14 protein-coding genes are annotated in these 20,845 nt (G+C 58.1%); 4 read left to right on the forward strand and 10 right to left on the reverse strand.

Annotated features, from left to right (window positions below; all coding sequences use genetic code 11):
• Position 1: 1 nt before the first annotated feature.
• Together EJ576_RS06050 and EJ576_RS06055 are read left to right on the forward strand one after the other, a co-directional pair.
• Entirely contained in the window at positions 2-1,162 is a 1,161-nt protein-coding gene (locus EJ576_RS06050; protein ID WP_126569796.1) for a UvrD-helicase domain-containing protein, read from the forward strand.
• Positions 1,159-2,571 (forward strand): hypothetical protein, encoded by a 1,413-nt coding sequence (locus EJ576_RS06055; RefSeq protein WP_126569799.1) that lies wholly within the window; start codon positions 1,159-1,161, stop codon positions 2,569-2,571. The genes EJ576_RS06050 and EJ576_RS06055 overlap by 4 nt, the downstream gene beginning before the upstream one ends.
• A 171-nt stretch (positions 2,572-2,742) precedes the next feature.
• On the opposite strand, the gene EJ576_RS06060 is transcribed toward EJ576_RS06055, so the two are convergent.
• The 7 genes from EJ576_RS06060 to EJ576_RS06090 form a co-directional block, all read right to left on the reverse strand.
• The gene (locus tag EJ576_RS06060; protein WP_122730228.1) at positions 2,743-3,336 is read right to left on the reverse strand and encodes a hypothetical protein; all 594 of its coding nucleotides are present in this window, start codon (positions 3,334-3,336) and stop codon (positions 2,743-2,745) included.
• On the reverse strand, positions 3,333-3,905 hold the full coding sequence (locus EJ576_RS06065; protein ID WP_126569800.1) for an RNA polymerase sigma factor: 573 nt from the start codon (positions 3,903-3,905) through the stop codon (positions 3,333-3,335). The genes EJ576_RS06060 and EJ576_RS06065 overlap by 4 nt, the downstream gene beginning before the upstream one ends.
• Positions 3,906-4,057: 152 nt before the next feature.
• A complete protein-coding gene (locus EJ576_RS06070; RefSeq protein WP_126569802.1) occupies positions 4,058-5,698 on the reverse strand; it encodes a VWA domain-containing protein in 1,641 nt (546 codons plus the stop codon).
• Positions 5,699-5,810: 112 nt separating this feature from the next.
• Positions 5,811-6,461 carry a DUF799 domain-containing protein gene (locus EJ576_RS06075; protein WP_028615242.1) on the reverse strand — a complete coding sequence of 217 codons (651 nt, stop codon included), beginning with the start codon at positions 6,459-6,461 and terminating at the stop codon, positions 5,811-5,813.
• Complete coding sequence (locus tag EJ576_RS06080) at positions 6,458-6,820, reverse strand: DUF4810 domain-containing protein (protein WP_028615241.1); 363 nt, start codon at positions 6,818-6,820, stop codon at positions 6,458-6,460. Before EJ576_RS06080 ends, EJ576_RS06075 begins: the two co-directional genes overlap by 4 nt.
• Positions 6,821-6,849: 29 nt before the next feature.
• Entirely contained in the window at positions 6,850-7,530 is a 681-nt protein-coding gene (locus EJ576_RS06085) for a CsgG/HfaB family protein (RefSeq protein WP_010214228.1), read from the reverse strand.
• A 41-nt stretch (positions 7,531-7,571) separates the two neighbouring features.
• The gene (locus EJ576_RS06090; protein ID WP_122730224.1) at positions 7,572-8,153 is read right to left on the reverse strand and encodes a hypothetical protein; all 582 of its coding nucleotides are present in this window, start codon (positions 8,151-8,153) and stop codon (positions 7,572-7,574) included.
• A gap of 172 nt (positions 8,154-8,325) precedes the next feature.
• Between EJ576_RS06090 and EJ576_RS06095 the strand changes: the two genes are divergently transcribed.
• Together EJ576_RS06095 and EJ576_RS06100 are read left to right on the forward strand one after the other, a co-directional pair.
• On the forward strand, positions 8,326-8,937 hold the full coding sequence (locus EJ576_RS06095; RefSeq protein WP_028615239.1) for a hypothetical protein: 612 nt from the start codon (positions 8,326-8,328) through the stop codon (positions 8,935-8,937).
• Between the two features lie 15 nt (positions 8,938-8,952).
• Complete coding sequence (locus EJ576_RS06100) at positions 8,953-9,540, forward strand: hypothetical protein (RefSeq protein ID WP_068937705.1); 588 nt, start codon at positions 8,953-8,955, stop codon at positions 9,538-9,540.
• 63 nt (positions 9,541-9,603) lie between these two features.
• Here EJ576_RS06100 and EJ576_RS06105 read toward each other — a convergent pair whose 3' ends face one another.
• From EJ576_RS06105 to EJ576_RS06115, 3 genes are all read right to left on the reverse strand, one after another.
• Complete coding sequence (locus EJ576_RS06105; protein WP_126569803.1) at positions 9,604-12,192, reverse strand: autotransporter outer membrane beta-barrel domain-containing protein; 2,589 nt, start codon at positions 12,190-12,192, stop codon at positions 9,604-9,606.
• A gap of 505 nt (positions 12,193-12,697) precedes the next feature.
• Positions 12,698-12,964: a hypothetical protein gene (locus EJ576_RS06110; RefSeq protein ID WP_126569805.1), complete on the reverse strand. Its 267-nt coding sequence runs from the start codon at positions 12,962-12,964 to the stop codon at positions 12,698-12,700.
• Positions 12,961-20,841: a DUF637 domain-containing protein gene (locus EJ576_RS06115; RefSeq protein WP_256656588.1), complete on the reverse strand. Its 7,881-nt coding sequence runs from the start codon at positions 20,839-20,841 to the stop codon at positions 12,961-12,963. The genes EJ576_RS06110 and EJ576_RS06115 overlap by 4 nt, the downstream gene beginning before the upstream one ends.
• Between the last annotated feature and the right edge of the window lie 4 nt (positions 20,842-20,845).

The raw sequence follows: 20,845 nt of genomic DNA on the forward strand, positions 1-20,845 counted from the left end.
CATGAACACAAGCTGGTGGCGCACTATTGGACAAATTTCAGATGCACAGAGAGAGCTTATACGCCTGCCGCCTCACGGCAAGCACCTCTTTGAAGGCCCACCTGGATCAGGTAAAACCAACCTTCTTCTGCTACGCGCAGAGTATATGGCGGTTGCCGCTGCGTGCAAAAACAGCTTAATCCTGACATATACTGGCTCTTTAGCTAATTTCATTCGCAGCGGAATTGGATCTAAGCAGCTAATATCCAAAAATCAGATTAAGACGTATCACTCTTGGGCCTACGACCATATTATTAATCACCTAGGAGAACGACCTCTCCCCGACAATGCTGATTTTGACGAGAAAGCACGACTAGAAATATTAAGACTGGTTGTTGAAGCAAATAAAAATCTACCTTCGCCAAAGCTATACGATGCCATATTTGTAGATGAAGCCCAAGACTTGACCGTCCCCGAACTTAGAGAGCTATTACGACTAAGCGATAACATCTGCATATGTGGTGACACTCGGCAAGGGATTTACAATCGCAACGGCCTAGACATTGCCGAAGAACTTGATCTAGAAAAGCACACTCTTACAGAACACTTTCGAATTGGCCACAAAATTGCGAAAGTTGCTGACAAGCTACTTCCACCAATGGAAGGACAAGACTCTTTAGAGAGCACATCAAAATACAATTCAAAAATCCAGGGCGACTCGAGTGCCAAATTACATCCTTGCAAAAGTAGAGATGAGCAATTTGACATCATGCTTGGGTTAATAAAAATACAACTCGAAGCATTCAACAATGATTCAATTGGTATCTTTTGCGGAAATCGGTCGACTCGACAAGAGCTTCGAGACCGTTTCGACGAAACGGAATTGTCTGATAAGGTATGCGTACATGGTATCGACCAAGACCCTGACTTTTTAAAGTATCCCATTCACATTCTGACAATACATGGAGCTAAAGGAACAGAGTTCCGCGCGGTCCATATTTTTGGTACAGAAGAGTTAAAAAAAGGCCCTCTGAAAAGAACGAAGTTAAGCTACACGGCCGTGACTCGCGCCAAAACAGCCTTAAATGCTTATAAAACAGGTGATACAACTCCGGCACTTGAAAGCGCATTTGCTGAGCCAGTTCATATTGACCTCCAGGATCTGTTCGAAGGTGCACAATGAAAAATGAATTATCATGGTACTCTCTAGAAAGAGACTACTTACCTGAGCTTATGCTTGGGGAAAACAAATTAAATATCTTCGGAAATTCAAGCTTCTCTACTTTCCAGCTTGATAGAATAAAAGTCGCTGTAGGTTTTGTACTTGATGGAAAAGGCATACGGCGTGATAACCCTTCAGTCATCGTTCTCGACGATAATAGCAGCGCTGATATTATGTCGTGGCTGCGGGTATACGCACCGGAAACATCCCCAATAAGCCAGATAGTTAGAGTGGTAAGTTACGAAGATTGGGAAGTTTGCAGGAGGGCGGAGCGTGCTCGAACAAGCGCTAATATCACCTATCATTGGGCATGCCTCACACTAGGCGAAGTTCTTGCTCAAAGCGAAAATGAAACTGAAATACGAAACGTACCTTTGTCAAGGGCGCAAGCCTCTTATACGAACACGGTAGCAAAGGCACATACCTTACACACCAACGATAGAATAAATAGAATCACTATTGACAGACTGAAGTCACTAGAGCGGGAAAGTAGATTCGTTAAACGATCAGTGTCTGTTGAGGCGCTTCAGCCAATGTGGACTCTCCTAGAGGACTTTGTTCCTAAAAGAGCAACTGGTGCAGAATCAATACCATATCTAGTTGATCATATTGAAAAAACACACTACACATCTACTCGTTCGCTAATTGGTCCTAGACTAAGAAATTTTCCCGGACTTCAAAGTGACTCCATTGAAGAAAGAGTTATTACATTTCATAAAATCGCTAATGAGATATTAGATTCACCAGATCATAGATCACTGTCAGTAATAAATGCAGCGACGCTTTCCGCAGCAGCTTTTTTGGTTGGACGCGGAACATCTCATATATTTCTACTGCGTAAATTCACCAAAGAATTTCCGACATCTCTAGCATGGTTCGGACTGTTCGCAGCTTATGGAGGGATAAATTGCTGGGATCCAGAATGGGCTCGAGCAGTTAGAAGTATTGAGCGGTCCTTCCAGTCTAAATTTGAGTGGTCTGACCCCTCACAAGTTGACCTTTGCTGGACAGAGTACTCTTGGCTTACTAAAACGTATGATAGTAATGATGTTTTTTCAGACATACCAAAAATGTATCCACACGTTTTATCAGTGGAGGTAATTCCTGGAGCGGCTTGTCAGTTCAGACTATTGAGTACTACCACATCTTCTGAATCGGATAATAAAAAACAAGCAATTGAAAATCTAAAAGATAAAGAGCTACAACTTACAATATCTGAGCTGCTCAACTTAGCAGTTAAGGCAAAAAATCTTATGTCTTATAAGCTTCCTGAGCTCTCAGCTGGCATGGAATCTTTTGAACTAGACGGTTCCAGTAGAGGGAGAGATCCTCGCTCAAAGCGCGGAAGCCGCTATCCTTCGGGTAAATAGAGGTCAATGCAGGGGGGGGATGCATCCCTCCTTGTATCCCTAACCCAACCCACATAAAAATATTCCATGTATTTCAACAAGCTACAATTATGGTTATAAGCCCGCCGGGGCACCAGATATGATGAGAAAGCCCCAGGCCGAAAGGCCTGGGGCTTTTTTGTGGACGACGATTCAGTGTTTCTGCAACGCCTCCAACCGCGCCGGCAAGTCCTCCTCAGGAAAGCGCTGATGCAAGGCCAACAATTTCTCATCCGCCGCTCTGGTCTCCCCAACCTCACGCAGGTTGAGGATCTCCTGCAACCCCTCCTCCAACGAAGGCAACGCCACCGGCGCGCGCTTGCTGAGTTTGGCGCTCGACTCATCCGCCATCGAGCCCATGACTTGCGCACTTTCGGCCTTAGGCGCGATGGCCAGTCGGGCCACGGGCGCCGGCGCGGACATCGGTGGCGCAGCGGCAGGGGCGGCTTGCTCATGCAGCGCAGAGAAGGTCGCGGTGGAGATTTCAGGTTGCGGTACAGGTGAGCGCATTACCACGCCGATCATGAGCGCCAAGCCTGCAACCGTGGCGAACGCCATTTGCCAGCGTGGCCGTTGGCAGGCGTGCAGCCAGCGTTGCCACAGGTTCGGTTGCGGTGCTGGGGCTTCGCGGCGGGCGGCGTTGAGGATGAAGGCGTCGAGGGACGCTGGCGGCTCGCCGGTGCTGTGTTGACGCATGTGCTGGAGCAGCACGTCGTCGGGGTCCGGGGTGTGTCGGGAGTCGGTCATGCGGGTATCTCCTCGGCCAGCAGGCGGCGCAGTTTCTGCTGGGCGTAACGCAGGCGGCTTTTGACGGTTTCCAGCGGGGTGCCGGTGAGGGCGGCGATTTGCGGGACTTCGAGGTCGCCATGCAGGCGCAGCAGGAAGACTTCGCGCTGGTCTTCGGGCAAGTCTTGCAGCGCAGCATCGAGCCGCGCCTGGTCACGGCTCAGGCTCAGTTGCTGCTCGGGGCCGGCGCTGTCGTCGGCCTGGGCGTGCAGTTGCTCGTCGTAGCTGTCGTGCAGCGGGTTGTGGATGCCGTGCTTGCGCCAGTAATCGATCAGGCGGTTGCGGGCGATCTGGAACAACCATGTACGAAAACTCGCCCGGCCTTGTGGCTGGGTGGCGCTGCGGATCAGGCTGAGCCAGGTCTCCTGGTAGATTTCCTCGGCCAGTTCGGCCTTGTTGCTCAAGGACACGAGGAACCGGTACAAGCCCTGGCGGTGCCGGGCGTACAGGGCTTCGAACGCGGCGCTGTCGCCGGTTCGGTAGCGGGCCAGCAGCGATTCGTCGCTGGGTGAATCATCGGGTACGGCCATGTAGGTGGCGAACTCCTTTCGATGGATCAATGCAGATTTCCTGTGGGAGCCGGGCTTGCCCGCGATGCAGACGCTTCGGTGTTTCAGTCACACCGCATTGATGCTATCGCAGGCAAGCCAGCTCCCACATTGGATCGATGCTGCAGGCAAATTCAGTGTTTGAGGCTTTGAGCCAGCTCCACCAACTGCACGAACTCGTTACGCAAGCCGAACGGGTCATTGCCTCGGGCTGAGCGGGCCAGTGCGGCAGTGTCCTGCAGGCTCATGCTGCCAGTGTAGCGGCCATCGCCCTTGAGCTGTTGGGCGAAAGCGGCCACGGCTGCCGCGAAGCGCAGATCATCGCTGGCTTTGGTGGACTCATTGCTGATGGGCCGCTCGATCAGTTGGCTTTCACCACCCGCCGCAGGCTTGTAGCGCACACGCAGCATCGCCAGCTCTGTGGATTTATCTTCGGCGGTCGACGCAGCAGCGTAGCGTAAGGGTTCCAGCCAACCCTTCTGGCCCTTCGGCACAATTTCGTACAGTGCAGTGACCGTATGCCCTGCGCCAATTTCACCCGCGTCGACCTTGTCGTTGTTGAAATCCTCACGCTTCAGGGCGCGGTTTTCATAGCCCAGCAGGCGATATTCGCTGACACGCGCAGGGTTGAATTCCACCTGCAGTTTCACGTCCCGAGCCACAATCGCCAGGGTCGAACTGAGTTGGTCCACCAGTACCTTGCGCGCTTCGCGCAGGTTGTCGATGTAGGCGTAGTTACCGTCGCCCGCATCGGCCAGCTGTTCCATCAGGTGTTCGTTATAGTTATCCACACCGAACCCCAGGGTGGTGAGGGACACGCCGCTTTTACGCTGTTCAGCCGCCATCTGCTTGAGGCTGTCGAAGTCGCTGATGCCGACGTTGAAGTCACCGTCGGTCGCCAGCAGGATGCGGTTGATGCCCTTGTCGATAAACCCTTCGCGGGCCATCTGGTAGGCCAGTTCGATGCCGGATGCGCCCGCCGTTGAACCGCCGGCAGTGAGTTGGTCGATCGCGTTGCGGATCTTCACCTTGTCCCGTCCGGACGTGGGCTTGAGTACCACACGGGATTCCCCGGCGTAGACCACCAATGAAACGCGGTCCTGTTCACGCAACTGATCGACCAGCAATTTCAGCGTACTTTTCACCAGTGGCAAGCCTTCGCGGCGATCCATGGAACCGGACACATCCACCAGGAACACAAGGTTGGCCGGCGCCAACTGCGCCACGGCGCGGTCGGAGGCCTTGATGCCGATGCGCAGCAATTGTGTGTGAGGGTTCCAAGGTGTGGCGGCGACTTCGGTGGTCACGCCAAAGGGCGAGCCGTCGGTGGGCAGCGCGTAGTAGTAGGGGAAATAGTTGACCATTTCCTCCAGTCGTACAGCGCCGTCGGGCGGCAGGCTGCCTTGGTTGAGGAAACGTCTTACATTGGCGTAACTGCCGGTGTCGACGTCGACACTGAAGGTAGACACCGGCGTTTCAGCCACGCGATGCACCGGGTTGTCCGGCAGGTTTTCGTAGTGTTCGCGAGGTTCGCTGCGGTAATCCATCGCCGCGGACTCCTGCATCACCATTCTGGCGCTCATGGGTGCGGGCATGGGCATGCGTTTAGCTAACGCGCCTTGCACGGGAATGCTTTGCAACTCGGAAACAGGCGCCGCTTCGTCACGCTTGGCCACATCATGGGAAGAGGACAGCCCACAACCGGTCAGCGTCACCAGCAAGGTAACCGCAAAGCCCTGGGCAGCAGGACGCAGGAAGAGTAGAGGACGGGACATGGGCTAAACCTCGTGAATGAATGATCCGTTCACAAGGTCAGACGCAAGGCGATGGTTGTTCGGGTTAAACCGTTCGGCGGGACAGAAATACCTGCCCCGCCGAACCGCTCAATCAGTCAGTACCGTATTTCGGGTTACGCGGACCGTACAGGATCCCCGCACGCTGCCCCGGCGACAGCAGGCGCGCACTGGTGATACCGGCAATCGGGTGCGCCGCGTCGGTGGAGCTGTTGATCACTTGCTTGACCGCCGCCGTGATCAGCATGCCGACGATGCCGCCGCCGTTGTTGTTGCCTTCCTCGCTGGACGCATGCGCCGAACCGGTCCACAGGGTGGTGCCGGTGCGCAGGTCGACCAGTTTGGCCGAGGCCGTCACGGAGGTATCGCTGGAGATCAGCATGTACTTGGTGCCGTAATCAGTCACGGTGATGTACAACGCTGAATCCGCGCCAAAGATGTCATGCAGCTTGGCCGGGGGCACGGCCTGGATATCGTTGGCAGTGGTCAGGCCATTCTGGCGGAACGTTTCATCCACCAGGGCAATCGGCAACACGTAGTAACCGGCTTCGGCCAACGGGTAGGTCACTTGCGAGACCATGCTGTAGGAAGCCTGCACTTCCGGCGACTCATTGAGCGGCGGCAGTACCAGGATCGACTTGGGCCGCGCCTGCTTGTACGCCGTGTAGTCGATGGTCTTGGGGGCCGCGCAACCGCCGAGCAAGGCCAGGGCCAGCAAGGCGCCGGTGAGTTTCAACAGGCTCATTTAGTGGCGACTCCAGTCTTGGCATTTTTCAGCAGGAAATCCATGTACGCAGCGGACTCAGGGAACAGTGCCTTCTCGGTGCGGAATTCCTGCACCATCTGGTCATCCTTGCCCATGCTCAGGTACAGCATGCCCAAGTGAGCGTGGTAACCCGGCGGGGCCTTGCGGCCACTGGCGTTGATCTTCTGCAGATCCCGCTCCAGCGCTTCGACCTGCGCTTCCTTGGGCTCGCCCTTGAAGTACTCGTAGACCTGCGGCTGGTAGCTTTCCCACTGATACAGGGGTTGGGGCGCGGTCTGGCACCCCGCGACCGTCGCCACTGCTGTCAGCACCAGCGCCAACTTGACTGCCTTGCTCATCCTTGTACTGCTCCTTAAGGTGCTGCTGATCAGTTGCGTGGGTTCCAGGCGCCGGCGTTGATGCCGTCGACGAGGCGGTTGATGGCTTCACGCATGGCCAGGTCGAGGACCTTGCCATTGAGGGTGGAGTCGTAGCTGGCGGTGCCGCCGAAGCCGATCACTTCACGGTTGGACAGCGCGTACTCACCGGCGCCCTGGGTGGAATACACCACTTCGGAGGTGCTGATGTTGACGATATTCAACGCGACTTTGGCGTAAGCCACTTGGGTCTTGCCACGGCCAAGGATGCCAAACAGCTGGCGGTCGCCGGTTTCTTTGCGGCCGAACTCGGTCACGTCGCCCGTCACCACGTAGTCAGCGCCCTTGAGCTTCTGCACGGTGCCTTTGATCGCGGCTTCCTGGGAGATCTCGCCCATGTTGTCGCGGTCGAGCACGCTGAAGCGGTTGGTCTGCTGCAGGTGGGTGATCAGGATGGTCTTGGCCTGGCCGCCGAGGCGGTCAACGCCGTCGGAGAAGATGCCGCGCATGTAGCTGGAGCGGTTGTCGAACTTGCCCACGGCAATCGGTACACGCACGCCCGAATAGGCGACGTTGGCGCTGGCAACTTGTTCCACCGGCATGGCGCGGTTGCTCTCCGTGGCGCAACCGGCCACGGTCAACAGCGCTGCGGCGGTGAGGCCGGACAGCAGGATTTTTGACAGTGTTTTCACAGGGTGCTCCTGGGGTGATACAGCGGTTAAGGCAGATGAAACTAGCGGGACGGGATGTTGCGTAGATCGGTGGCGATGAAACCGCTCAAATGACTGGTATAGAAACCCTCGACATTTGAATTGCCGCTACGGGTCAAGATACCGCCAACCGTCTTCCAGTGTTGCCACTGTCCCGGCCCCATGCTCGGCATCAGGCCCTCGCGTGTTTGCGCAAAGTGCAGGACTTCAGCATCGCCTTTCTTGACCTTGACCTCATAGTTGAAATCAACCGAGACCAAGTATTTGTTGTCTTCGATGATCGTGCTGACGAGAGCACCCTGCGTGTCCTGGATGAGTCGCTTGTAGACGACTTTCACATCGAGCAAGTAGTCGGCGGCAGCCTTGCTGGTGGCGTATCGCTTGGCTTTGAGCAGGCGGTTTACCAGGTCAACGCCCAACTGCTCGCGAACTTTATCGTCGGACATGAAGCGTTCGTTCTGCCCACCCACCTCAACATCAAAGGTGTCGAGCCAGTAAGTAGCCGTCTTGGGAATGGTCACTGGCGCCGGAGAGATGTAGTAGTCCGGCTTGGAGGCACAGCCCGCCATGAGGCAGGCCGCGAGAAACACGGCAAGTATGCGCATGTCTGAATTCGTCCCTGAAAAGTATCGTGCTTTAAACAATCGCGGCATTTTACGGGGTTGAGAGCGGTTCTCAAGGTGTTTCGACAGGTTTCGTGCAGTGACGAATACGCCTCAAGTTATCCGCCGCCCAGTCGAGACACTGACTTGGCCTGCTCACTTATAGGGATATTGCGTGTTTAAAGTACTGCTTCGGGCTGCGGCCCTGCTTACGGCGTTGTCGATGACCGGATGTGTCTCCTACACCGTCACCGGCCCTATCGGCGCCCCACTCCACCCAGCATCCGTCAGCAGCGCGCGCAGTGCCCAAGTCGCCGATGTGACGGTGAATGCCAGCGACGTCAACGAGGCCAACAAAACGGCCATCAGCCGCTCCCTGACGGCCCAGATCAATCAGTACGTACGCTCGGCGGGTTATTTCAAGCAGGTGACCGAGTATCCGGTACGCCTGGGCGAACACGACGTCACCCTCAAATTCAATATGACTTCCCTCAAGGGGCATCGCGCCCCGCACCCGGCCTATGTACCCGGCGCGCTGCTGACGCTGACCATTTGGATCTGGGTCAACGGACCGATCTACGTCGACAGCTTTGACGTCGCCGGCGACCTGGTCATCGTCGATCGCGATGGCAAGGAACTGGCGTCGGCGAAGGAGTCGATCAAGTTCGAACACAACGTCGGGTTGTACAGCGGCCAGTATTGGGCGCCGTCGATGGGCGGCCAGCAACTGACCAAACTGGTCACGCAACTGCTCGACACCGCTACCGCCAACCTGGCGAAACCTTAGTTTCAGGAGCAACACATGAAAGGATTGATCAAACACTGCCTGGTACTCGCGGCCGTCTTGCTGACCGGCTGTGTGTCCTATTCACAACACGAACTGCCAGCGGTCCAGACCTGGCCTCCGACGGCTAACGCGCCGGCGCAAAAACCGACGGTGTATGTGCGCACCACGGCGCAAAACCACGTCAACGGCGGCCCAGGCAATGCGGCGGTCGGGGCCCCGGTCGTACTGTGGGAAAAGGCGGTGTCCGACACTTTCCAACAGTCCAATCGCTTTTCGCGGGTCAGCACCGACAAGGTCGACTCGGACCTCTATGTGGATGCCACGCTGCACAACAATGAAGAGTACAGCCCGGTGTCGGCGTTCATCACCGGCTTCACGTTCTGCATCATCCCCACCACCGCAAAGAACATCTTCACCCTTGAAACGGTGTTCAAGGACAAGGACGGCAAGGAATTGGGCCGGGTCAAAAAGAGTGAGTCGGTACGCACCTGGGTGCACCTGGTGTTGATCGTGGGCCTGCCGTTCCAGACCGACACGCGGGAAGTGGTCGAAGCGTTGACGCGCAGTACGCTGGATGAGGCGGTGCAGCGTAAGTTGTTCTGATGAAACCGGTGGCGACGGAGCGGGCTCCCTCGCCACCGGTACAGCGTAATGCCTTAACCGAGCTTAAAACGCATACCGCGCCTTGAGCATCACACCATCGGCATCAAACCCACTGCGCGCCTGACGGGTGTAGCTGGCGCCTACGGTGAAGTCTGAAACCTGGTAGTTCACACCCACACTGGCCTCATAGCTATCACGTGCCACTGACGCGCCGGTCACGGTAAATGCCGAACCACCGAGCATGTAGCTCGAGGTTTGCGCCACGCGATCGCCCATCAAGTCGTGATACGCCATCAACGTCGCTTCCGGCTGCAGGCTGCCTGCGCCCATCGGCAGGTTGCCAGCCAGACGCACACCGGCGCCCAACTCGCCCACTTCATAACGCTGCGAACGTGTGCTCAGGGCGGCCGAGGACCCTTTCTCGTCGTAGCCATCCATGCGTACGTTGGCGTAACGCGCAGCCACACGAGGCTCGATCACGACCGTCTCGGACGGCTTGAAGCTGTAGCCGCCGATCACGCTGGCCGACAACACGTTGCTGTCGTAACTGCCCTTGGCCGTGGTGCCAGCAATGTGGCGCTTGCTGTCGTTGTCGTTATGACCGTAGCTGAGGCTGCCGTCGACAAACCAGTTCTGCAGCGCCCAGTTGCCGTACAGCGACAGCGCGTGGCCCTCGACATCGGTTTTGTTGCCAAGGTCGGAATGGATGTTGGAATTGAGGTAGCTGTATGCCACACCCAACGTGGTGGTGTCGTTCACACGGCTGTCCACACCCACCGCCATGCCGCTGCTGTTGGCCGAGTAGCCGTTGTCACCGCCACGGCCGTCCTGGTCCATGTTGCTGCTCAGACCCTGCACCCACACGCCACCGGCCTGGCGGCTTTCGCGTTGGTCAGTGAGGCGATTGAAGATCGCGCCGTTGATGACGGTTTGCCCGGACAACGCCACATCCAGGGCGCCACGGTTGACGTCAGGCTTGAGCTGGTCACCGATCTGCGCCAGTTGCTGCGCCGTACCGGCGTTGGCCAGGGCCTGGAACACCTGATCGTTTTGGCCGAGTCGGCTCAATACGTCGTTCTTGAAGGTGTTGACCGCCGTGGCCGAAGCCGCGCTCGCGCCTACGCCAGCCAGTTCCTGCTGCACTTGCTGGTTGTCTTTGACCGCCACCACGGCCTTGACCGTCTGTGCGTCGGCCGAATAGCTGAGCACGTCCAGCAGCGACGAAGAACTGGCCACGGACAGCCCGCCATCTTGCACGCTGGTGGCTTGCAGCAGGGTGTATTGGGTGCCGCTGTTGGTGCTGGCGAAATCACCTGGGTTGGCGCTTACCGTCAGCTTCGAGGCTTGGGCAAAGTTGGCTGCGCCGTTGACGGTCAGGTACGGCGTGGTCGGCACTACGCTGTCGGAAAGGTGCATATCAATACCGGCGCCACTGGCTACGTTGAGGTTGCCGGTAATGGCAGTGCCTGGCGCGGAGAGGTTCAGGGAACCTGAGTTGATCGACACCGGCGCGATGATGCGGCTGCCAGTGAAACCCGCCTGGCCGTCAATGTTCACCGCGTTCAGGTTCAGCACGTCACCGATGATGTTGCCACCCGTCCAATTCAGCGTCGCAAGGTTGGCTGCATCAATCGCGGTGCCGGAATTACTGCGGATTTCACCGGCCTGCTGGTTGATTTCAAAGGTCGAGACCTGATCGGCCGGGTTGACGCTGATGGCGGTGCCATCCGCGCGGATGATCCCGCGGTTAACGATACCGCGTGAGCCCGCCGCGCTGTTTTGCGCGAAGTCGGCGCCGGAGAATTCGAAAGCCCCAGCATCGGTGCCCAGGCCTTCGATGGTGCCGGTATTGAGGATGTAATCGAAGGTGCCCTGGTACACCAACATGCCACGAGCGCCCAAGCCATTGGCCGAGATCAAGCCACTGTTTTCGATTCGCAGCGGGCTGGTATCGGTTTCAACTTCGATGCCCCAGGCGCCTTCGCCTGTCGCCTTGATGGTGCCGGAGTTGAGGATCTTGCCGCCGATGGTGGTCGGGGTGTTGTTGTCACGGTCCAGTATGATGCCGATCGCGCCTTCACCCGCCATGTCGATCAGGCCAGTGTTGGAAACATCCCCGGCGATGGTGGTGCCATGCAGGTAAATACCCTCGCCCCCACCGATGAAGGAGGGAAACGGTGCCGGTGTCGAAGGCGGTGTCGAACGGATCGTACCGGAGTTGATCACACTGCCGCCAATGACCGTCTTGCCGATCTCCATGCCTTCGTCGCCGCCATTGTTCATCGAAATGATACCGGCCTGCTCTACGTTACCCGTGACAGAACCAGGGCTCAGGTTCTGAGGACCGGTCCAGTACATCGGGTCCAGCGCAATGCCACGGATGGTACGGCCATCGGCATTCAGCGTAATGTCCGCGCGGTTGATCAACGAGCCCTGGATGTGGGTATTGGCGACACCCAGCCCTGCAGCGGCCGTGCTGTTCTGATCGACCACCTGGGTGGTCTGCCCGGTGAGCACCAACGACTCATTGTAGGTTTCGCTGATGAACATCGTTTTGCCCGCTCCAAGGTCGACATCCACCGCCAGCACCTGGGTGCTGATTGCGCCGACCATGACTGCCAACAGGCTTTTCTGGAACTGCTTGCGCTTCATTTCTAACTCCATGAACTACAGATCAAAGCCGCCAATAGGCCCGGCGGCCGTAGAGGTACTAAACGGAGGATCAAAGGATCCGAGTGCATACCCTTGTCGCGCGTGCCGGACGCGCAGGTGCAACCCTTCGCACCGCGAAAGGCAGTGACGAGGCAGGGAATAAGGGGGAAAGGCTCACATTAATCCTTAATGCTGTTGAAAACGTTGCAGTCCATGCAGCCCAACCGGATGTGGTTGGGCGGGGTAAAGACATTGGGATCTACGAAAAGGTTCGGGGCTGTATCGGCAAGATGCGTAGTCGAGCACAGAAATCAAGATCTACCCGCGTCGCCATCACATCACACCCGTGGTCCGACTTTTCTCTAAAACAGGTAGCAACTGGAGGTACGGGGCACGCGCGAGCAAAGACTGTAAACAGGCGACTCAACGGTCGTTCCATCGTTGCTGGAGACCCAGCGCACAGCCGGCCAGGAACACCAGAACAACGATTACCCCATTCAGTCGTTTACCCCTCCCCACTGTCAGACTTACTTCTCTTACGATCTTTCAACCATGACTGCACCAAAATGCCTGCGCCAACAGGAAGTGCGTAAGCGAAAACACCCGGAAAGAGATCAACAATATCAGCCCAACCAAAGCGCCATACATCACTCTTTGAATAATTAATCAACGCCCCCAAAAATTTTGCAACAACCCCCATCAACAAAAACAACAAAAACACATAAATCAATAACAATATAAATGCCTGCACCCTTGATCTCGGCTTGATCACTTCTTCTCTCCAGCAGTAGTTATAACGCCGTTAATAACTTCAGAACCGTAGGCACCCAGACTGCTTCCAAGAACTTCTGACGAGCCACCTATATAGGGTTTCAATTGCCCCGTTATGACTTTCCCACCTGCAAAACCGGCAGATCCACCCACTGCCGCGCCCAAAAGAGAATATGTCGGATCCTCCCCTTTAATCAGACTACCCAGATAAGCTCCGCTCAGTCCGTATCCTTGCGTTAAGAGAAAGCCTTTCCCTTGGGTCAGGGCACCTACACCGCTGGCAATGGATACATCGGTATAGTTAATGGGTTTCCCCGTAGACAATTGATAACTAAAGTTAGCACCGCCAGAAATCAAACCACCCATTGCTAGACTCCCGGCACCTATCGCAGGAGCCTCGATGGCGGCTAATGGAAGGCCAACCATCATTGTCCACGCTTGAACAAGTGCGTTGGCGGGCATCCACCCATCATAACCATCACCGTGATTTTGCGATCTTATTGCTGTAGACACCTGATTTGCATCGGCGCCATCTTGAACCATTTTTTCGCCCAAACTTGCCGACGCTGCCCCCCAACCTCCATCAATGTGCATCATGTCGTTATAACGCTGAGCATTACCTGCGACCCAACTGGCAGTTTCAGGATCACCATCGACTGCCGCACCCGCCAAAATCCCTATGATCTGGGCCGTACCCACCTTGAACTGATCATTGGTTGCAAACTGGGAATCCAGATACTTGCTCAAATTTTCAGTTGCTCCAGCCGTCAAGCCCTCCGCTGCGGCACCGGCTAGCGCTCCAGTTTTGAAGTCGCCGCCCCTGGCGGCAGACAGCGCGCCACCCAAAATAGCGTGTAGAAACACTTTCTCTGCCGAGCCATTGCTCAGTTTCATGTAATCCGCGAAGTCCCCAAGGTTCTTGTTGCCGACAGCGGCGGCGAGGTCAAAGCCTTCTGATACCAGGCTATTACCCAGGTTGTCTTTAAAGCTACCACCGTTAACGGCCGTAGAAATGCCACTTTTGATGACTGCGTGCGTGCCGCTGCGCAGGACCGTATCTTGCGCTTTCGACCAGTTGAGCCATTCACTGCTGTAACCCGGATTTTGCACAGAGCCTGCGGTGGTGACTTGCGGACCGGCACCGTTAGCCGGACTCGCGCCCTGGAACCAATTGCTGTCTGCGTAATTCAACACACCCGTTGTCATCGCACCGATGGCAGCGTTTTTCAAGCTGTCGCTGCTAAAGGTGTCCTTGAGTGCCGTACCCAGGTTGCCCTTATTGTTGATGACGCTGACAGCACCGGTGCTGGCCATTGAGGTCAATGCAGCGGTCGCCATCATGTTTCCAAAACCTGCTGCAGTGGCTGCTGTTCCCGCAGTCGTCGCTGTAGCAGCAGTCGCTGCGGTGCCGGCGGCCATGGCGGTCCCTGAGCCTGCTGTCGCTCCTGCGGCACCTCCCGCCAGAGCACTCGCCCCCCCTGCCGTCAACACAGTGACGATGATGATGATCGCCAACATGGCCGCCTGGCCCATGCCCGAGTTGCTGTACTTGAACGACTCGTGAATCTCCTTCACTTGCCGCCAATCGACATCCCCGCGCTTCTCGGCCTCCTTAAGCCAAGCCAATTGCGGGTCGGCCTTGACCATCGTGTCGATGGTCTGGCTCACGGTTTGCTGGTCAACTTGCTTGATGTCGATTTTCAGACCGTTCACGGCCTGTATGACGGTCTGCCCCTGAGAAACCAGTTCGCTTTGACGCAGGGTTTCGTCGGTATTGCCTTTGCCCTTCATCGAGAACCAAGCCATGTTGCTCTTGCTCTTGGTATGGCTCTCGTCGTGATAGTCCTTCACGCCTTCAAAAGTGATGGCGCCGCCGCTTTTCAGAATCAGGTCGTTGCCGCTGTTGAGCTTGGCGACTTGATAAAGCTGGTCGCCTTTGCTGACCATAGTCAGGTTACCCGCGGTCCTGATTTCGGTGCCTACGTTGGTGACCTGGGTGACTTCATCACGCTTGGCTTTTTTGGCGCCCCAGCCACCGTTCTCCTTCATGTCATACAACGTATGGGTGCTGTTCTGCGCCGCCAACACACTCAACTTATCCCCGCTATACAGATAAGCCTCATTCCCCGCACTGATCTTGCTCGCCACGATCGTGGTGTCACGCTCCGCCCGGCTGACAAAGTTCCCACCCGCCGTCAGTACGCTCGCCACTTGCGTGGTCTGCTCGTCTGCAGTCTTGATGCGTTTCTTGCCGTCCTTCTCCTTGCCCTCGACGTTGTGCACATCGCTGACCGACGCCACGTTGAAATCACGCCCGGCGTCGACATTGATATCTTTGCCAGCAGTGGCGGTGCTGCCGATGATGTTTACATCCTGGCCCGCCTTCATGTTCAGGTTGCCCCCCGCCGTGACGGTGGCGGCAAGGTTTTTGACGTCGGTGGTGATCGTGGACTTGTGCCCGCCGTCGCTGAACTCGTGTTTCACGCTGGTATCGCTGACGGCAATGAGGCTGAGGTCGCGGCCGGCGACGAGGTTGGCGTCGTTGCCGGCGACCAGGGCGCCGCGGTTGGTGAGATCGCGGTGGGCGTCCATGGCCAGGTTTTCGCGGGCGACGATGGTGCCGGCGCTGGTGTCAGTGAGGGTGCGCATGCCGGCGCCGTCACGCACCTGGATGGCGGTGGTGTCGTTGGTGATATCGCCTTTGAGCGTGGCGAGGCTGACTTGCTTGCCGCGAATTTCGCCGGCCATGGCGTTGCGGATACTGTCGTCGGCCAGCAGGCTCAGGTTGTTGCCAGCTTCGACCAGGCCGCCGGTGTAGATGCTGCCGCCAGTGCTGGCTGCAGAGAGGTTGTTGCTGGCGCGCAGGGTGCCGACGTTGACCAGGTCGCCACCGGTGACCAGGTTGAGGTCGCGCCCCTGGATCAGGCTGTTGCCGCGTACATTGCGCGATTCGGCCTGGGCCAGGTACAGCACTGGGACGAGGACTGTCTGGCCGTCGACCACGCGGTTTTCCATCCACACGATGTCGTGGGTCAGGGCGCCGACCTGCTGGCTGGTAAGCGTCACACCGAGGCTCAGACGCAGGGCGTCTTTGCTCGCGAGGGCGTTGTCCATCAAGTAGCGGAATTGGTCGGCGTCGCTGTACAGGCCGCCAGCGAGGAAGCGCTGGCCGGTCTGGGCGAGCACCGCGTCGCGGATCAGGCGGGTTTCGTATTGGCCGTCACCGAGGCGACGCCAGGCGTTGTCGGCGCTGAAACCGAGCTTGCCGAGCATGTAGTCGGAGCTGAAGAAGCCCGTTAACGAGGTGAACTCGGGGTTGGTTTCGATCAAGTAATGGCTGGTGGGGTCGGCGTTTTTAACGAACAGACCGTATTCGCCCTTGGGCAGCTGGAAGTTGGGCGCAGTGGTGGGGTCGACCGGTGCGAACGGTGTGCCCGTGTAGTCCACGGGTACGAATCCACCGCCGGGCGCGACACCGGCCACTGGCAGCACGGTGCCGGGCGCCTGGGCGCTGGCGTCGTTGGCGTGCTTGCTCAGGTTGATGTTGATGCCACCGACAGGGATGCCAGTCTGGTCATCGCCCAAGGTGCCGGTCAGTTGCGCCAGGGTGTTTTCGTGCAGCGTGCCGTTTTGCAGGGTACGGGCGACGTTGAGGTTGACGGTGCCGCCGGCTTGCAGGGTTGCGCCATAGCCCGGGCCGGCATTGTCGGTCCAGGTGGTGACGTTGCTCACCTCAGCGAAACGCGCATCCGAAGACCGCGCCTTGAGTGCTTCGAAACGTGCCAGGTCAAAGTTACCCGCAGCGACAGCGGCGTTGAACGCCGGAATTTCGACGTACTCCGTCTGGTCCCAATAGCCAAGGTTGATCCTGCCCGGCGTACCGATGACGATGGTGTTTTGACCCGTGCGCGTACCCGCGCCCTGGTTGAGCAGGTCATTGGCGACGATGCCCAGGTTGCCATTGGCGGCCAGCAGGCTGTAGCGGTTCTGCACCATGTCTGCCTGGATCAGCAGATCCTTGCCCGCCACAAGACGAGCGGGTGCCGAATCCTTGATCGCTGATTCGAGGTAGGTCTGGTAGATGTTGATTTGGCCGCGCTTGAACGAATCATGCCCGTCGCAATGCTGGCCACATAGCCACTCCACACGCCCACCCTGCAGGGTTTGCCCGAGTTCGAATTCGGCCTTGGCGTTTTCCACAAATGCCGCATTGATGCTGATATTGCCGGCACTTTCTACGGTGCCGGACAGGTTGCTGAAACCGGCAGCAGGTCCGCCATTAATGGCGGCAAAGCTGAGGTTGCCCTGGCTATAAACGTCACCGTAGGTATTGCCGAAGCTGTTGCCACGCAAGATCATTTCGCCGCCACTGAACAACAGTGAATCGGCAGCATTGGTGATGCCGTTCGACGCCAGCAGGTTCACCGCACCCTGAGCGCCCAGGGTTCCGCGGTTATTGATCTGCGTCGCCGCAATATCCAGTTGCTGACGTGCGGTCAGGAAACCGAGGTTATCCAGCGTACCGCCCAGGTTCAGTTGAGTGTGGCTGCCCGCCAGGCGCCCGCCGTTCTGGCTGAGGTTATTCGCCGTCACGCTGAGATTTTTCAACGCCGACACACGACCACTGTTGGTGATGTCGCCAGCAGTGGTGATGCTCAAATCACCATCGCTGAGCAGTTCGCCGCCGTTGTCGAGGCTGGCGACGTCGAGGATCAAACCCTTGCCGCTGGCCATGCGGTCGCCAGCCTTGAGGGTCAGGCCCTGGGCGCTTTTGTAGGTAAGGACTTCGTTGAGTTGTACCCGACCGAGGCTTTCGACTTTACCGAATGCCCAGTCAGCGGTGCCCATGCCCTGGATGTTGCCTTGGCTGCCAGTGAGTCCGGCAGTGTTGATATGGAACAGGCCACTGCCGGCGTGCTGCAACATGCCGCCCTGGTTATTGAGGTTCACGGCGTCGAGGCTGAAAGCCTGGCTGGCGAACTCCAACGTACCGTTCTGGTTGTTTACCTGGCCGCTGAAGTCGAGGCTGCTGTTGGGACCACCCAATGCGCGCACCTGGCCGCCGGCGCTGTTGTCGAGATTACCGCCGACGAGGGTCAGGCCTTGGTTGGCTTCGATCAGGCCGCCCTGGTTGGTGAGGGTGTCGCGTGAGGTCAGGTTGAGCAGGTTGCCGCTGATCTGACCGCTGGCGCTGTTGTCGAGGGTCGCACCACTGACGGTGACCTGTTCTTTGCCGAACAATTTGCCGCCACGGTTGGTCAGGGCTTCGACTGTCAGTTGCAGGTCGCCCAGCAAGCTCGCCATCAGGCCACCGCTGCCGTTGTCGGCCTTGCCGGCGGTGACAGTCAAGGTATCGCCTTGCACGGTGCCGCCCTGGTTATCCAGGCTTGCGGTGTTCAGTTCGGTGTGCGCCCCGCCGCTGAGGATCAGGCCTTTACGGTTGGTCACACTTTGGCCGCTGTAGCCCAGGCCCAGGTTGCCGGCCAGCAGTTGGCCGTTGTCGTTGTTCAAATGCTGGGCCGCGATGTCCAGGCGCTTGCCGCGCAGGGTGCCGCTGTCGTTGTTGAGCGTGGTGAGGGCCTTGACCAGAATACTGCGCTCGCCGGCGTCGATCACGCCGTCGACGTTGGTCAGCAGGTCGCTGACATTGAAGGTGATGTCACCGCCATCGCTGACCAACGCGCCTTTGCTGCTGTTGTTAAGGCTTTGCGCGGTCACCTCGACCGTTTTACCGAGCAGGGTACCGGCGCTGTTGTCGAGACGCTCGCCTTGCAGGTGCAAGAGGCCTTCGCTTTGAATGCGACCTTGGGCGTTGAGCAACTGGCCCGGGCCTTTGAGCAGCAAGCTCACGCCTTCGGTGCCACCGGCCAGCAGGCCGGCGTTGCGGTTATCCAGGCCGGAGGCACGCACGTCCAGCTTGTCGCCCAGTACGCGGCCGGCGCGGTTGTCGATGTCCCCTGCTTTGACGTCAAGCAGCAGTTGCTTACCGACGATCACGCCGCTCTGGTTGTCCAGGTTCGCGGCGTGCAGCTCGACATCGCCCTGCCCGGCTTGCAAGCGGCCCTGGGCGTTGTTGAGCTGTTGCGCAGCGGTCAGCGTCAGCTTGCCAGTGTTGGCGCTCAGTACGCCGCCTGCGTTGCTGCTGAGGTTGCCGGTTTTGACGGTGAGGTCGGTGTTGGCCTGGGCAAAACCCTGGTTGTTGTTGAAGCCGTTGGAGACGGTGAGGTTGAGCGCGCCACCGTCGGCCTGGATCAGGCCTTTAAGGCTGTTGTCGAGATCGATGGCATTGACTGTGGCGGTCTTGGCCACCAGCACGCCATTCTGGTTGTTCAGCTTGCCGGCGTTGACCGTCAGGTCGTTGGCGATGACTTGGCCGCCACTGTTGTTCAGGTCCGCACTGCTCAGCACCAAGCTGCCACCAGCCATTTCGATACGGCCCTGGCGGTTGTCCAGGGACGCGCTGTCGAGCGTGGCTGCCTGGCCATCACCGAAGCGGATCAGGCCGCCGAGGTTGACGATGGCCGGGGAGTTGATCGCCAGGTTTTGTTCGCCGAACAGGCGCGCGTTGGCACCCTGGTTGGTCAGTTTGGCGCTACTGACGTTGACGCTCTTGGCTTGGATGATTGCACCCTGGTTGGTCAGCGCTTGCGCGGCGGTGATCGCCAGGGCGCGACTGGCCAGCAAGTTGCCAGTGGTGTTGACGGTTTGCGCATTGATCACCAGGTCGCCGGTGGTGTTTCGACTGTTGTCGGGCGCGACACCCGCTTCGATGATGCCTGGGTTGGTGACCGTGGCCGCGTTGATCTCGATACGTTGGCCAGCAGCCACACTCTTCTGGTTGACCAGGGCTTGGGCGCTGGTCACCTGCACAGTGCCGGTGGCGTACACCTTGTCGGTGAGGTCGACGTTCTTCGCGGCGACCTTGACGTTACCGGTGGCCTGCGTTTGCGCCATGCTCAGACGCCCATTGGCATCGATCTGGATATCGCCGCCGCTGGCCGCGAGCGTGCCGTCAAGCTTCACCCCCACACCGGCTTCGGTGCCCACCAGCTTGATCGCACCGGCATACATGCCGCCCAAGGCCGAGGAATCAATCGCCAGCTCTGGCTTGGTGCTGCCGTCATCGGCGCGCGGAGTCGCATTCAGTGTTCGTGCGTCCACGTCATTGCGACCGGCGATCACGGTCAGTTCGCGTGCGTTGATCTGCGCATTGATCTTGGCCGAGCGGGTGATGATTTCGAAGCGATCGACGTTGCTCGCGTTCAAACCCTGGCCATCGATGGTCACGGCGCCGCCATCCACCTGGTAGCGCTGCAACTGGCCGTTCGCGTCGAGTACCGGCTTACCGGTGGTCAGGGTGACATTTGGCGTGTTGATGAAACCACAACCGCTGCAGGTGATGCCGTGGGGGTTGGCCACGATGACCTTGGCCGATTGCCCCGCCACTTCGGTAAAGCCGCGCAACTGGCTGGGGTTGCCGCCGTTGACTTCGTTAAGGATGACGCTGGCTGCACCGCCCTTGAGGTTGGGGTTGCCGACGATATAGCCGCCCAACTGGGTATTGGTCACGGCACCCGTGGCATTGTTGAGAATCACCCCGTTGGGGCCGACGTTGTAGTCCTTGAACTGGTTGTGGGACAGCCCACTGCCGTTAGGCGTTGCGATGTTCACCACCGGCACGCCATTGCCCGCCGCGCCAACGGTGGTCCCCGGCGCACTGACTACGATCCCCTCAGCCTGGGCCAGCAGCGGCTGCCAGAACAGCGCGTTGGCAAGGACCAGCACCAGCCCGCGCTTGGGCAGGCCGAAGAACGAGTTGCGCGGCATCAATGCAGCGGAAGGTTGGCGGGCCAGGAAGGCAAATTGGCGAACATCCATTTTC

This window comes from Pseudomonas sp. C 49-2 (genome assembly GCF_003970195.1).
Classification (GTDB): domain Bacteria; phylum Pseudomonadota; class Gammaproteobacteria; order Pseudomonadales; family Pseudomonadaceae; genus Aquipseudomonas; species Aquipseudomonas canadensis.

Coding starts and splice junctions, on each gene's coding strand:
- EJ576_RS06050 (WP_126569796.1), top strand. CDS start 2: ATGAACACAAGCTGGTGGCGCACTATTGGACAAATTTCAGATGCACAG.
- EJ576_RS06055 (WP_126569799.1), top strand. CDS start 1,159: ATGAAAAATGAATTATCATGGTACTCTCTAGAAAGAGACTACTTACCT.
- EJ576_RS06060 (WP_122730228.1), bottom strand. CDS start 3,336: ATGACCGACTCCCGACACACCCCGGACCCCGACGACGTGCTGCTCCAG.
- EJ576_RS06065 (WP_126569800.1), bottom strand. CDS start 3,905: ATGGCCGTACCCGATGATTCACCCAGCGACGAATCGCTGCTGGCCCGC.
- EJ576_RS06070 (WP_126569802.1), bottom strand. CDS start 5,698: ATGTCCCGTCCTCTACTCTTCCTGCGTCCTGCTGCCCAGGGCTTTGCG.
- EJ576_RS06075 (WP_028615242.1), bottom strand. CDS start 6,461: ATGAGCCTGTTGAAACTCACCGGCGCCTTGCTGGCCCTGGCCTTGCTC.
- EJ576_RS06080 (WP_028615241.1), bottom strand. CDS start 6,820: ATGAGCAAGGCAGTCAAGTTGGCGCTGGTGCTGACAGCAGTGGCGACG.
- EJ576_RS06090 (WP_122730224.1), bottom strand. CDS start 8,153: ATGCGCATACTTGCCGTGTTTCTCGCGGCCTGCCTCATGGCGGGCTGT.
- EJ576_RS06100 (WP_068937705.1), top strand. CDS start 8,953: ATGAAAGGATTGATCAAACACTGCCTGGTACTCGCGGCCGTCTTGCTG.
- EJ576_RS06105 (WP_126569803.1), bottom strand. CDS start 12,192: ATGAAGCGCAAGCAGTTCCAGAAAAGCCTGTTGGCAGTCATGGTCGGC.
- EJ576_RS06115 (WP_256656588.1), bottom strand. CDS start 20,841: ATGGATGTTCGCCAATTTGCCTTCCTGGCCCGCCAACCTTCCGCTGCA.